The organism is Eggerthella sp. BIOML-A4 (assembly GCF_009875575.1).
GTDB classification, from domain to species: domain Bacteria; phylum Actinomycetota; class Coriobacteriia; order Coriobacteriales; family Eggerthellaceae; genus Eggerthella; species Eggerthella lenta.
In genome coordinates this window covers 1-14080 of record NZ_WWRX01000007.1, presented here as the reverse complement: position 1 = coordinate 14080, position 14080 = coordinate 1, and the positions used below count along the sequence as shown (strand labels likewise).

Here is a 14080-nt window from a genome sequence, read left to right as displayed (position 1 = left end):
GGCCGCGTGAGAAGTCCTTGATCCCAGCGTTGCGCAGCGAAAACGCTCGGCAGCCCGCAAACGCACGCGCGCCGCCCCGGAGGAGCGGCGCGCGGAACATCAGGCTGGGCGATGCCCGTTACAACATGGGCACCACCATGGTCAGCGGCAGGGCCGCGACCACCACCAGGTAGCGCAGCAGGAAGCCGCCCACCAGCACGCCCGCGTCGGACGCGGCGCTGATCCAGTGAGCTTTGCGGCTCTCCTCGAACTCCTTCGGGCTGAAGAACAGAAGCCACGTCTCCAGCGCTGTGGGCAGCACGAGGCCGATGAGCACGAGCCCGATCCAGAACAGCGGCGCGTATCCGCCGACCAGCAGCGACATCACCGAGTTCCAGCCGGCCGTGGAATTCGTGCACGTGATGAACATGAGCGCAGCGATCAGCACAAGCTCGATGACGGGCAGGCAGAAGTGGAACTTCTTGAGCACGCCCACGCGGTTGAACTCGTCAGCGTGCCTGAAGATGCCGATGAGCAGCACCGACGCCGCACCGGTGGACATGGCCGACACGAGGAACAGGATGGGCAGCAGCGCGTTGTTCCACAGCGGGAACGTCTTGCACACGCCCAGCAGGGCGCCCGTGTACATGGCCACGGCCACGCCGAACACCACGCCGGCGATATCGAGCCACACCGGCACGCGCTTCTTCATGAAGTCGAGGACCACCACGACCAGCGATATCACCGTGAAGCCGCCGAGGAACACGACGCCCCAGGTCATGACCGATCCGAAGTTCGTCAGCAGCAGGGCGAAGCGCAGCGGGTTCATGAGGCCCGCCTTCGCATCGAACATCAGCAAGCACAGGCCGATGATCACCACGATAGGCGCCACCAGATGCCCGATCTTGCGCATCGACACGGCCTCGGGATGTCGCCACCCCAGAAAAGCCGAGGTCACGAACGCGCCGCCGCCGAGACCGGCGAGGAACAGATACCATGCGATGATGGCACCCCAAATAGGTTCAAACGTCATCGTTCATCACCTCACGTAAAATACTTTGGACTTGGTCAGGTCGCCCGCGATAGGCTGCGCGTTCGTCGCGACGATCTCCTTCGAGATGTCGCTGTCCGGGTCGTCCAGATCGCCGAACATACGCGCCCCCGTCAGGCAAGCCTCCACGCACGAGCACATCTTCGTGCCCGTCGTCTCGGCCGACACCGTGCAGAAGCGGCACTTGTCCACCGCGCCCGTCTCCTCGTTGCGCACGCGCACCTGGTAGGGGCACGCCGCCATGCAGTACAAACAGCCGATGCAGCGGCCGTGGTCCACGCCCACGATGCCGTCCGCGCCGATATAGGCGGCGCCGGTGGGGCACACCGCCACGCAGGGGGCGTCCTCGCAGTGCATGCACTGCAAAGGCACCGTCTCCACGCGCACGTTGGGATACGTTCCCACCTCGTGCTCCTCGTAACGGATGAAGTCCTCGGTGGGCAACAGGTTGTTCTGGCGTTGGCAGGCCACGCGGCAGGCGTAGCAGCCGATGCACTTCTTCGTGTTGATGAGCATTCCGTAGCAAGCCATTACGCACCTGCCTTCTTAACGTTGACGACCGTCTCCTGCGTGCAGGCCGACCCGTAGCCCGGCTCCATGCGGAAGGGCACGTAGTCCATCTGGCGCAGGCCCACCTCGTAGGCGGTGTGCTGGTCGGGCGACGAGCAACCGTAGTGACTGGGCATGTACAACGCCGTCGGGTTGATGCGCTGCGTGACCTTCACGCGCACGCGACCCGTGTGCTGGCCGTTGGACACCTCCACCTCGTCGCCGTCGGCGATGCCGCGGCGGGCGGCCGTGTCGGCGCTCATCCACACGCGCGTGAGGTCGTAGTCCTTCGTGATCTGCATGAGGTCCTCGATGTTGGCCGTCTGGGTGTGGCTGTGGATGGCCTGCTTGCCGCCGATCAAGCGCAGCTCGTCGCCCATGGGCATGACGGCCGGTTCGACCCACACCGGATAGGGCGACAGCCCCGCCTTCTCGCACGCCTCGCTGGCGAACTGCACCTTCTCGGTGGGCGTCTTCCACTTCGGCGTGGAGCCGTAGGAGAACTCCTTTTCGGGGAAGTGCGCCGTGCCCGTCTTCTTCAGCGTTTCCAGCGACAGGCCCACGGTTTGGAGCTGCGCGTCGGCCAGCTCGTCCACGCTGAACTGGAAGTACTCGCCCACGCCGCACGCCTCGGCCAGCTCGGAGAAGATCTGGTCCACCGGACGCGTGTTGGGATGCACCTTCTCCAGCACCTGGTCGCGCAGCGCGACAGCCGGCACCTTGCCACCGATGAACTCCGGCAGCTCGAGGCGCTCGAGGTAGCTGGTATCGGGCAGCACGTAGTCGGCCAACAGGGCCGTCTCGGACATCTGCACGTCCACGACCACCATGAGGTCCAGCTGCGACAGCGCTTCAGCCAAGTACGCCGTGTTCGAATAGCCGGCGGCCATGTTCGAGTTGTAGAAGAACATGCCCTTGATGTCGCCGTTCTTGGCCTGCTCGGCGGCGAAGAGGTTCGTGCCCATGCTGGTCAGCGCCAGCGGGTACTCCTCGGTGCCGGCGATCTTGGCCTCGGGCTTCGGCACGCTGGGGAACTTCTCCTTGTCCACATCACCCGCAGACACGCTGGGCGTGAAGATGGCGCCGCCCTCCTGGTTCCAGCAGCCCAGCAGCGTGTTGAACAGGCATACTGCGCGCGCCGTCTCGCCGGAGTTCGCGTACGAGCAGCCGAAAGCGCCGCGCCAGCTGGGCTCGATGGACGCCGCGGGGGCGGCTTCGGCGAACTCCACGGCCAAACGCGCGATGGTGGTTGCGGGGATGCCGGTGATCTTCTCGGCCCATTCGGGCGTGCAGTCGGCCAGCGACGCGGCCCAATCCTCGAAACCCACCGCGTTATCGGCCACATACTGCTTGTCGTACAGGCCGCGCGTCACCAACACGTTCGACATGGCCAGCAGGAAGGCCAAGTCGGTACCGGGGTTGATGGGCACCCATTCGTCGGCGAACGCGATGGAGTTGTTGCAGCGCGGATCCACCAGCACGATATGCGCGCCGTTTTCGTGGGCGCGCTGCAGCTCTGCCACCGAGCTGGGGCGAATGGCGTCGGCGTAGCTGCGGCCGATGAACATCGTCATCTTGGAGTTCTCCATGTCGGACGCATAGCTGGCCGCGCCGATGGCCTGGGTGAAACCGCTTTCCTTCGACAGGTTGCAGGCAGCGCCGTGCGTGTACACGTTCGCCGAGCCCAGCGCGTTCATGAAGCGCTTCGTGTAGTACTTGCCCGACGGGCGCGGATCCTGCACCATGGCAAGCGCCTGCGGCCCCCTGTCGGCGATGATGGCCTTCACCTTCTCGGCGATCTCGCTGTAGGCCTGATCCCACGAGATTGCCTCGAATGCGCCCTTGTCGTTCTTCTTGAGCGGGTCGGTGAGACGATCCTTCGAATAGGCGATCTGGGAATAGCCGTAGCCACGGGCGCAGAGCTTGCCCTGGGCGTACGGATGGTCCTCGTCGCCGATAAGCTTCGTCAGGCGCCCGTCGACGACGTACGCCGTGAAACCGCATTTGCTCGAGCAGGCGTTGCACAGCGAATGGACGGTCTTGGTTTCTCCCCCTTGGGCTCCGTCATCAGCGTGCGCCTGCTCCCAAGCGTCGAAGCTCACATAGCCGGCCGCCGCCGTGAGCGCGACCGCTCCGGCGCTGCCAGCCAGGAAGCTCCGCCTGGTTATAGCGTGTTCTGACATAGCTGCTTCCTCTCTTATATGCATGCGTGTAAACGATTGCGTTCGGCACGCGCATCCGCGTCGATCCCTTGCTCGCCAGCACCCGACGTCAACGCCAGATGCTCCCGCATGCCCACGAGCACGTCGACCAGCCCGATGTAGAACCGGGCGTCGTCGGCAAGCTCCAGCAGGCGCATGCGATACGCGGTGAGCCACGAGAACCGCTCCAAAACGAATTGGCGGGCGGCATCTCGCATCCCCGACCGCAGCAGCACGGCTGCAAGGTCGAGCTCGAGCGCAAGATGATCCGGGCACGCCGAAAATTCCGGCGGCACCCGCATGCCCATGCGCTCCACGAGATCGCGCATATAGCGCGCCGAATCTCCCTGGTACATGCCCTCGGCTTTCGAGAACGGAGACGGCAGCGACCCGTTCGACCACGTCGTGTACAACGACTCTGCCGGCACTGCCGATTCCGGCAGCCCTCCCGTGAAGTGGCGTGCGGCGAACAGCCGCTTCTCGTCGTACGTCGGCGGCGTGAACAGCGCCTTCACCTCGCCGGCGGAAAGGAACTCCTGAAGCGGGCAGCGGCTGCGGACGCGGGCTATCGGGCTGGTCGGCTCGCCGAGCGCGTCGTCGTCCTGCAAGCCGCGCCGAGCGGCGTCAAGAAAATCCGACCAGAGCGGGCCGTCTACCAGCTGCTTCCACTCGTCTTGCCCGACGGGCGCGAAACACATCGACAGCACCGTGAACATCTCGTCGTATTCCATGGCTTTTGCCTCCTTTCCGCATCTCTTCGGATCGGCCGCGCTTTCAGCGGGCCGAAACCGGACATGTCCAGCGATCACGCCTACGCTTGCACGAGGGTCGTCGTCCTCACGACGCCCTGGTCGATGACCTTCTGCGCGATATCCTCCCAATCGATGAACTTGATGGCGCCGTTCGGGCACTGCTCGGCGCAGCGTCCGCACGAAATGCACTTCGTGGATACGCCGGTCTCGCTGTCGACGCGCGGCATGTTCCACGGGCACGCCTGGCTGCACATGCCGCAGCCGATGCACTTCTTCGTGTCCACCGTGCGCGCACCGGACTCTTCGTCGGCGTAGATCGCGTGGACCGGGCAGTAGTTCATGCATGCCGGGTCGGCGCACTGCTTGCAGTGCTCGACAGTGAACTCGCAGTTATCGTAGATGCCGTCCTTGGTATCGACGCTGGCACCGAAGTTGTAGTTCGGCCACACGCGCACGCGGGCTATGTGCTGGCACACGCGACCGTCGTTCTTCAGCGTGCACATCATCTCGCATCGCTGGCAGCCCGAGCAGCGGGCACGGTCGGTCACGATCATCTTCGTGGGCGTGGTGCGTATCTCGATGCGCCCCGAAGCGATCGAGGCCGACGTGACGCCCCACGACGCCAGCACGCCGCCGACCACGAGGCCGGCAACGCCGCAGCCGGCCATTGCCAGCACCGTGCGGCGCGTAAAGGTTTTCTGCTTGGGCTCCTCTTCGGGCCCGGCGCTCTGAGGCGCGGGCGCGGATGCGTTCGTCTCCGGCGCAGCGGCCGGGAAGCTCGTATCCTCGGAGGTGTTCTGGTTCAGATTGGAATCTGACATAGCCTAGTGCTCCCTCCCTCACATAGGTACGGTGAGTGTCGTTTTCCTCGTCCCGTCGTCGCGCGAGTGTTCGATGCCCCTTTTAGGGGAACCGCCCCGAATGGAACGTTCGCGGCGACGGCTTGCGCTCGATATCGCTCCGCGCGCAGCCCCACACAACGCACGAAAGTATAGGATGGCCCCGTGCACGGCCCCTCCCCTCTTTGAGGTACTTTTTACCGCTGATCGGCTAGTTCCTCAAAATACCCTCAAAGAGGGGATGCCTCGTCCGCCTCTGTCGGCATACTGGCGAACGACGATTGTTGTCAGCGCTCGCATCGCCCACGCAGGTTCCCACACAACACCGAACCTCAGTAATCTATCCAAGATTTGGAGATGCAACATGGCTGACGAAACATCGTATGGATGGGCCGGTAAGATCCTCCGCGTCAATCTGAGCACGGGCTCGATCACGACGCAGCCGACCGACCCCTACAAGGAGTACATCGGCGGCATGGGCTTGGCCAACAAGATCATGTACGACGAAGTGCCCGCCGGCACCGACCCCTTCTCCCCCGAGAACAAGCTCATCTTCGCCGTAGGACCGCTGACGGCTTCCGGCGTGCCCCTGGCCGGCCGCACCACCATCTGCTCGCTGTCCACGTTCACGAAGGACCACCTAGTGGTGGACGCCCACTGCGGCGGCATGATCGGCGCGAAGATCAAGCTGGCCGGCTGGGACGCCGTGGTTCTGGAGGGTGCATCCGACCACCCCGTATACCTGAACATCGTCGACGACAAGGTGGAGATCAAGGACGCCGGCTTCGTGTGGGGCATGGGCACCCGTGAGACCACCGAGATGCTGTGCCGCAAGGAAGGCGTCGAGGCGTGCGTGGCCGCCATCGGCCCCGCCGGCGAGAACCTGCTTCCGTACGCGTGCATCATCAACGCGCGCAACCACTCCGCCGGCGCCGGCACGGGCTCGGTGATGGGATCGAAGAACGTCAAGGCGCTGGTGGTGCAGGGCAACGGCAGCGTGAACGTGAAGGACCCGCAAGCCGTAGCCGACCTGTCCGACTACATGCTGCGCGAGGTCATCGGCTCCAACAACAACCACGTGGTTCCGCAGACGCAGCAGGAATGGGCCGAATTCTACGACAAGGGATCCCGCTGGTCCGCCCGTAGCGGTCTGACCTGGGGTATGGCCGAAGACGGACCCATCGACACGGGCGAGCCGAAGCCGGGCGAGCTGAACACGGTGGGCTATCGCTGCATGAAGTCGGTGTACGACCTGGGCGAGGTGGCCGAGAAGTACACCATCAAGATGGACGGCTGCCACGGCTGCCCCATCCACTGCTACTCCGACCTGCGCACCGAGCGCACCGGAGAACTGGGCGGCAAGACCACGTCGGGAAACACCTGCGCGGCCAACTTCCCGTTCAAGTACATGGAGGGCATCCTCAAGACGGGCATCGCCGAGGACAGCGAGTCGGGCATTGTATGGAACACGCTGATCGGCACCACCATTGACGAGCTGGGACTGTGGTGCAACTACGCGCAGCTGTGGCGCGACCTGGCGCACTGCATCAAGGCTGGCGTGTTCGACCGCGTACTTCCCGAAGAGGAGAAGGCGAAGTACGACTGGCAGCGCATCTACAACGACGACCCCACCATCATGGTGGAGCTGCTGAACGACATCGCCCAGAACGACTCCGAGATCGCCCACATCGCCTACGGCCCGTACCACTGGACCGAGCGCTGGGACGACAAGGGCTGGTTCGATCAGCAGCCCAGCCAGCTGATCAACTACCGCGGCTGGCCCGTGCACCACGCCATCGAGTGCTTCGGCCAGGTGGGCGGCGTGTACAACATGATGTTCAACCGCGACGACATGATCCACTCGGCCGTGAACTTCCAAGGCTGCGGCCTGCCCTTCGAGCTGAAGCAGGAAATCGCCGAAGAGGTGTGGGGCGGCAAGGACGCCATCGACCAGAACAAGAACTACACACCCATGAACGAACGCAAGGCGAACTTCGCCTGGTGGAGCGTGGTCACCGACGTGCTGCACGACTCGCTGACGCTGTGCAACTGGACGTGGCCCATGACCATGAGCCCCACGAAGGCGCGCAACTACCGCGGCGACCTGGACCTGGAGGCCAAGTTCTTCAAGGCCGTCACCGGCGAGGACGTGACCACCGACGACCTGTACCAGGCCGGCGCCAGAATCATGACGCTGCAGCGCGCCAACACCGTGCGCGGCATGACGAAGGACGACGGCACCAGGGGCGAGAACGACATGCGCAACGTCCATGATGTGATGTGCGCCTGGACGTTCGATATCGACCCGGACAAAAAGCCTTTCACCGAGGGCACCATCAAGATGGACCGCGACGACTTCCAAACCGCCCTGGGCATGGTGTACGACACATTCGGCTGGGATCACGAGAAGGGCTGCCCGACAGCCGCCTGCCTCGACCAGTACGGCATGGCCGACGTGAAGGAAGAGCTGGACAGCCTGGGTCTGCTGCCGTAGAGCAATCCTCCGCAGGGCCGCAACCCCTCTGCGGCTCTCGCCCCCTACGAGAACGCCCCGAATCCGGGGCGTTCTCTTTTCCGGCAGGAACCGGGGGCGCAGCAGGTTGTCATCCCGAACGCAGCGCGTCAGCGCGAAGTCGAAGGATCCCATGCAACGATAGCCACGGCGTTTTCCGCTGGCGCCGCGCGGGATCCTTCGACTCAGCTCCCTACGGTCGCTGCGCTCAGGATGACGGGGCTCTACGCATTCGCCATCTTCAACTCCACTCTCGTGGATCTCAAAGAACAGTGCTCGCAGATCATGCAGGGGACGCTCAGGGAGTTGCAGGGGACGACTGCGTCAAGCTCTTCGAGGGAGGCCCCTTGGCGAACGAGATAATCGCCGATGAGGGCGCGGACGGCCTCGATGGCGAAATGGAGCGTGTACACCTTGTCCACGGGAACCCCGTCGAGCGCCGTCTTCACGTCGTCGGTCGTGATGGCCAGCGCCTCGTCGAACGTGCATCCTTCGAGCATGGAGCACACCACGCTGGCGCACCCCGTGACGGCCAGGCAGCCGCGCGTTTTGAAGCCGGCGCGCACGAACGTCCGCGTGTCGGGGTCGATCACGGCGAACAGGCGCAGCGCCACCTCTCCGCGCTTCGACTTGCCCACCATGCTCTGGGCGTTGAACCCTTCGGGGGCGCCGCCGTTGCGGAAGTTCGCAACCACGGACAGCAGCGTGTCGGAGTAGCCCGTCACGCCGTCCTCGATCTCGGTTTGGTACACGTCGGCCGTGCGCAGCACATGGCGATCCTGCACCTCGCGGTACACGTTGCGAGCTTCGTCTTCCATGGAAAACCTCTCTTTCTAGCAAGATCCTGCAACTCCGCGCCTGCAGCGCTTCGCTCAGGACGACTAATGCAAGTACGCCGAACGGGCGCGATAGCGTTTACAGAAACATGTCGCGCTCGACGGAGTTCCACTCTGCGAGCGACTTGGCGTAGGCGGGCGTCAGGTACTCGGTGGAGAAGTAGTACACGTCGCCGTTCGACGCAGCGACGGTATCGAGGTCCGGATAGGCGCCGCTGTCGCGCACGGTGCGCCACAACTCGTCGATTTCATCGGCCGACAGGTTGAACGGCTCGTTGGACAGCGACGACGCCTCCATGGGGCGCGGGTACTTCCGCGATTCGTCGCGCACGCACTCCACGAACGTGAGCACGCGATCGTCCTCGCTGGCGAGGAACGACCACCGCGCGTACGCATCGGTCATGCGCTCGGTGGAGTACAGGTAGTAGCTGTGCTTGCCGACGAGCGCAACGATATCGTCGCAGGGAACGCACGGAGGATCGGCCAGAGTTTCGGCATCCTGTGCGCTATCGCGCCGCTCGGGATCCTTCGACTCCGCGCCTTCGGCGCTGCGCTCAGGATGACGGAGCTCCTCTGAGGCTTCGGAGCTGCGCTCGGGCTGGCGGGGCTCTTCTGCGCCCTTCGCCGTCGCAGCGCCTTCCGACTCGGGCTCCTCCTCCGTGCGCAGAATGCGGGGAACGCCCACCGCACGGGTCGCCGTGCGAACGGGGGTCGCGGAAGCCGCAACGACGCGCGCGTCGCGCTCAGCCCTGCGATCCTCAAGGTACTCGTACACGAACATCTCCCAGTCTTCGGCCGAGAAATGCGCCGGTACGAGGCCCGCCTTCAACCACTGCGACGGCTGAACAAGCTTGGCATCCGCAGACTGCGCGCGCACGTCATCGAATACCGCCGTCAGAAACAGACGCTCGACCTCTTCGTCGCTCAATTGCGCCTCGGCAGCTTCCCCCTCGCGACTATCGGCAGCCGTTTCGGCAACACGCTCCCATGCGGGCATCGCTATAGGCGCGCTGACGCTTTCCGCTTCGTCGGGAACCTTCAAACCGAGCGATTCGATATCTTCTCCTTGTTCAGCCATAGCCCGGATCACTTCGTCTCGAATTCGCTGAGCTTCTAAGTCAACCACCGCATCGCTCCTTTCCCCTGCGTTGTTTTTCGTATGGTATGATGACCCACGGCGCGCATCCGCCATCCCCTCTTTGAGGATAAATCGAGGTGAATGGAGGACGCGTCCGCGTCGACTACGTACCAAGCACGGGGAGGGAGTGTACGGTTGGGCGCACGCACGACAACAGCACCGACTCCAACAGGCGCCGAGCAAAACCAGGCCCGCAACGGACTCGAGGGGGCGGCACATCGCTTCGCGCCGCTCTGGCCGCTTATCCTTGGTCTGGCTTTCGGGCGGGCCGGACTGATCGTCGCCAGCCATGGAAGCTACACCAGCACCGACGAAGGTATTTTCACCGACGGCGCCATGCTGGTGGCATTAGTCGTCTTGGCTTTGTTCCTGGTCTTCATCGTCCTCAGCAAACGAACGATCAGCAAGCACGTCACCAACGTGATCATGCGCACATGCGTCGCACTGGAAGCGTTTGTGCTGATGGCTCTCGCCGTATTCGACCTTTTCGGCATCGGCGACGAAATCGAGCGCTTCGCGCTGAGCTCGCTGTGCACCCTCGTGTCGTCAGGCGCCATCTATTATTGGCTGCGCCGCGCCCGCGGAACGAGCACGACCACGGCTGCCGTCTTCGTGTTCGCCGCGCTCATCATCAGCGAAGTGGAGATTTATCTGTGCACGCTGCTGCCCGTATTCGCGGGAAACTTCGTTGCCGCCGCGCTCGTGCTGCTGCAATATCCCTGCATAATATGGGCGCGCAGGCAACGCCAACCGCATGACATCGTCTCGCCAACGCAGGCCAACGATTACTTCGGATTCTCAAAAACCATGTTGCAAAGCAAGCAGTTCCTCACTGCCACTGCACTGGGCATCGGATGCCTGTCTATCGTAATCGGCTTGCTGCGCGGCTACCCCGACGGCACCTCCATCGCGTTCACGCCCGCTACGCGCATCGCGTACGCTGCGCTGACCATCGGCGTGAGCGCCGCGTTGATCGTATTGGTGCTGAAGCGGCGAGAACGCGTCATGACCGTAGGGATTTTCGTGATCATGGAGCTGCTGGCCTGCTTCGCGCTGATCGCCTATGCCGGATTTCCCGACATGCTGGACATAGGAGCGGTATTCACCACCACGCTCAACGCGCTCATGGTGGGATTCACCTGGTACGTCATCATCGCGTTCATGAGCTACGGATGGCGCGACCCGTACTATTACGCCATCGCAGGATGGCTGGTGTGGCTAGGCTGCCGCGCCGTAGCGCGTATCGCGTTGCTGGCGGCTCACGAGCTGTTCTCCAACGACATGCTCATGAGCGCCGCGATGGGTACCATGGTGGTCCTCTCCACGCAAGTGGTGTTCGTGCAATTCCTCAATATCACGCGTCGCAACGCCGAGGAACAGGAGGAGCAGAGCGCACGACGACAGAGCATGCTCAAGATCATGGGACTCGACGAACACGAAAGCCTTGCGGACATGCGACAGGCCTCCATGAAGCACAACGCCGAAGAGATGGGCAAGCAGTTCCTGTTGTCCGATCGGGAGATCGAGGTGATGGCGCTGTATGCGCTCGGCTACACGCAGAAGCGCGTGGCCGAAGAGCTGTTCATCACGCAGGGCACGGCGCATGCCCACATCAAGCGAATCTACGCTAAAACCGGCTTGCACTCCCGTCAGGAGATCCTCGACTATCTTGAACAGTACGCGTCGTAGAATAGGATGCCGGCGCTCGCCGCGCATACGGCATGCGTCGGCAGACGAAGAGACGAAAGAAGACCCTGGGGGAACGGGATGCCGAATCTCATCGACATAGCGCAACGCCTGGCCGAGCGACCGATGGTGGCGCTGCTGCATGAAGAGCGCTGTCTGCCGGAGCGCGATCTGGGCTCCACCTGCACGCGCTGTGCCGAAGCGTGCCCGGTCGACGCGATCGCCGTCGGGTTGGAGCGCGATACGGAGGCGTCGCCCGCCGCCGCATACGGGTCCGTGGCGAAAAACGGCCCGGCCGGACCGCGCATCGACGATGACGCCTGCGTGCGCTGCGGCCGATGCGTCACGGCGTGCCCCACCGCCGCGCTTTTGGCGACAGCGCCGCTCGACGACGATGCGCTGCTGGAAGCGAGCGCGCGGGCGGGAGCCGCGGCGGCGAAGCGGGCGGCGGGTTTTGCGGTGGAAGAGGCCGAGGGTCAGGGAGATTCGATCGGGACGCGCGATGCGGAAGCCCAGGTCGAGGCTCCGCAAGCCGCAGTCGCTCCCGCTTGCGCTGGATTCGCGTGCGAGCGCGCCCTGCGCGCGGGTCGCATCGATGCCGAGCGCACGGTCGCCCTTCCCTGTCTGGCGTGGGTGGACGAGGCGCTCATCGTGCACATGGCGCGCGCGGGCGCGCGGCGCATCCTGCTGCTGACGGCTCCGTGCGCCTCGTGCGAGCACGCCAAAGCCGTCGTCGACTTGCCGAAAACGGTGCGCTCGGCTCAGCGCATCCTCGACACGTGGCAGCTCGACGCCGCTGCGAGCATCGTCGAAACCGTCGACGATGTAGCCGCGTCCGAGGACGAGGACGCCGCTGGCGAAGTGTCGCGGCGCGGCCTGTTCTCGCAAGCGCGCTCGGCGCTGGTGGAAGCGGCCACCGATGCAGCGTCGGCGCAGATGGACGCGCTGACGGGCCGAAGCGCGACCGACGCCCCCGCGCCCGAGCCCGACCGCCGCCGCTGGCAGCTGCTGGACGACCTGCACGCCGCGGGCCTCCCGGCTGGCGATGCCGTCGTGCCGCGCGCGCTTGCGCCGCGCGTGGACATCGATCCCGAGCGCTGCTCGGGCTGCGCGCTATGCGCGGGCTTCTGCCTCACGAAGGCGCTGCGCAAGGCCGGCAAAGCGCCAGGCGGGCGCACCCTGCTGGAATTCGATGCCGCGCTCTGCCGCGATTGCGGCACCTGCACCGACACCTGCCGCTACGGCGCCATCTCCCGCGAGGAGACGCTCACCGTATCCGAGCTGTTCGCGCTCGAACCGCGCGCTATCGTCATACCCAAGCGCCGCGTGCTGCCCAGCCGCCGCTGACCGCGGACGATTCGCAACACCGCCCACCTGCTACCATACCCCCTCATCAGAAAGGAACCGACACCACGATGCTCCACTTCGACAGCGACTACATGGAGGGTGCCCATCCCGCTATCCTCGAACGCCTGGCCGCCACCAACTTCGACCAGACTTCCGGCTACGGCACCGACGAGGTGTGCGCCGCCGCCCGCGAGCGCATCCGCGAAGCGTGCGCGTGCCCTCACGCGAGCGTGTACTTTCTGGTGGGAGGCACACAGGCCAACGCCGCCGCGGCCGACCAGATCCTGCGGCCCTGGGAGGGCATCGTGTCGGCGACCACCGGCCACATCACCGCGCACGAAGCCGGCGCGGTGGAGGCGTGCGGCCGCAAGACGCTGCCGCTGCCCCAGCACGACGGCAAGCTGGACGCCGACGAGGTAAGAGCGCTGTGCGAGGCGTACTGGGGCGACGAGAACCGCGAGCACATCGTGGCACCGGGCGCCGTGTACATCTCGCACCCCACCGAGTACGGCACCGTGTACTCGCTGGCCGAGCTGGAGGCGTTGGCGCAGGTGTGCCGCGACTTCGACATGAGGCTGTTCATGGACGGGGCGCGCCTGGGCTACGGCCTGGCCGCCGTGGGCGCCGACGTCACGCTGGCCGACATCGCACGCTTGTGCGACGCGTTCTACATCGGCGGCACGAAGGTGGGCGCGTTCTGCGGCGAGGCCGTGGTGTTCACGAAGCCGGGGCTGGACGACCACTTCTTCACGCTCATGAAGAAGCGCGGGGCGCTGCTGGCGAAGGGCCGCTTTCTGGGTTTGCAGTTCGACGTGCTGTTCGACCAGGAGGACGGCGAGCTGCGCTACCAGCGCATCGGGCGTCACGCCGTCGAGCTGGCGCAGCGCATCGCCGAGGGCTTCCGCGCGAAGGGCTACGAGCTGGCCATCGACTCGCCGACGAACCAGCAGTTCGTGGTGCTGGATGACGAAACGAAGGCGCGCCTGGCCGAACATGCGTCGTTCGGTTTCTGGGAGCGCACGCCCGACGGCCGCACCGTCGTGCGCTTCGCCACCAGCTGGGCGACGCGCCCCGAAAGCGTGGACGAGCTGCTGGCGCTGCTGTAGAGCCGCTTGTCATCCTATGGGACGATAGATGCGTCTCCCGATGGCGAAGCGTATCATCGGGAGAGAAGCCCCGCCCCGCCGGCC

At 64.8% G+C, this 14080-nt stretch carries 11 protein-coding genes; 4 read left to right on the top strand and 7 right to left on the bottom strand.

The genetic code is table 11. The features are described 5' to 3' along the window. Positions 1–118 precede the first annotated feature (118 nt). From nrfD to GT613_RS08200, 5 genes are all read right to left on the bottom strand, one after another. Positions 119–1012: an NrfD/PsrC family molybdoenzyme membrane anchor subunit gene (gene nrfD / locus GT613_RS08220; protein WP_009305278.1), complete on the bottom strand. Its 894-nt coding sequence runs from the start codon at positions 1010–1012 to the stop codon at positions 119–121. A 6-nt stretch (positions 1013–1018) separates the two neighbouring features. Beyond that, a complete protein-coding gene (locus GT613_RS08215) occupies positions 1019–1561 on the bottom strand; it encodes a 4Fe-4S dicluster domain-containing protein (protein ID WP_161172584.1) in 543 nt (180 codons plus the stop codon). Next, positions 1561–3762 (bottom strand): molybdopterin-dependent oxidoreductase, encoded by a 2202-nt coding sequence (locus tag GT613_RS08210; RefSeq protein ID WP_009608439.1) that lies wholly within the window; start codon positions 3760–3762, stop codon positions 1561–1563. Before GT613_RS08210 ends, GT613_RS08215 begins: the two co-directional genes overlap by 1 nt. A gap of 14 nt (positions 3763–3776) precedes the next feature. Further along, positions 3777–4511, bottom strand: a complete 735-nt coding sequence (locus tag GT613_RS08205; protein WP_114548007.1) for a molecular chaperone TorD family protein — start codon at positions 4509–4511, stop codon at positions 3777–3779. A gap of 80 nt (positions 4512–4591) precedes the next feature. Beyond that, complete coding sequence (locus GT613_RS08200) at positions 4592–5353, bottom strand: ferredoxin-like protein (RefSeq protein ID WP_009305282.1); 762 nt, start codon at positions 5351–5353, stop codon at positions 4592–4594. Positions 5354–5735: 382 nt separating this feature from the next. Here GT613_RS08200 and GT613_RS08195 point away from each other — a divergent pair, with 382 nt between their 5' ends. Continuing rightward, positions 5736–7865 carry an aldehyde ferredoxin oxidoreductase gene (locus GT613_RS08195; protein WP_114519806.1) on the top strand — a complete coding sequence of 710 codons (2130 nt, stop codon included), beginning with the start codon at positions 5736–5738 and terminating at the stop codon, positions 7863–7865. Between the two features lie 242 nt (positions 7866–8107). Here GT613_RS08195 and GT613_RS08190 read toward each other — a convergent pair whose 3' ends face one another. Together GT613_RS08190 and GT613_RS08185 are read right to left on the bottom strand one after the other, a co-directional pair. Then, positions 8108–8701, bottom strand: a complete 594-nt coding sequence (locus GT613_RS08190; protein ID WP_114519807.1) for an iron-sulfur cluster assembly scaffold protein — start codon at positions 8699–8701, stop codon at positions 8108–8110. Between the two features lie 97 nt (positions 8702–8798). Next, entirely contained in the window at positions 8799–9797 is a 999-nt protein-coding gene (locus GT613_RS08185; protein ID WP_192935129.1) for a hypothetical protein, read from the bottom strand. Between the two features lie 396 nt (positions 9798–10193). Between GT613_RS08185 and GT613_RS08180 the strand changes: the two genes are divergently transcribed. From GT613_RS08180 to GT613_RS08170, 3 genes are all read left to right on the top strand, one after another. Next, positions 10194–11546 carry a helix-turn-helix transcriptional regulator gene (locus GT613_RS08180; protein ID WP_227111356.1) on the top strand — a complete coding sequence of 451 codons (1353 nt, stop codon included), beginning with the start codon at positions 10194–10196 and terminating at the stop codon, positions 11544–11546. 78 nt (positions 11547–11624) lie between these two features. Continuing rightward, positions 11625–12890, top strand: a complete 1266-nt coding sequence (locus GT613_RS08175) for a 4Fe-4S binding protein (RefSeq protein ID WP_240132876.1) — start codon at positions 11625–11627, stop codon at positions 12888–12890. Positions 12891–12958: 68 nt separating this feature from the next. Next, complete coding sequence (locus GT613_RS08170) at positions 12959–13996, top strand: low specificity L-threonine aldolase (RefSeq protein WP_015761460.1); 1038 nt, start codon at positions 12959–12961, stop codon at positions 13994–13996. Positions 13997–14080 lie beyond the last annotated feature (84 nt).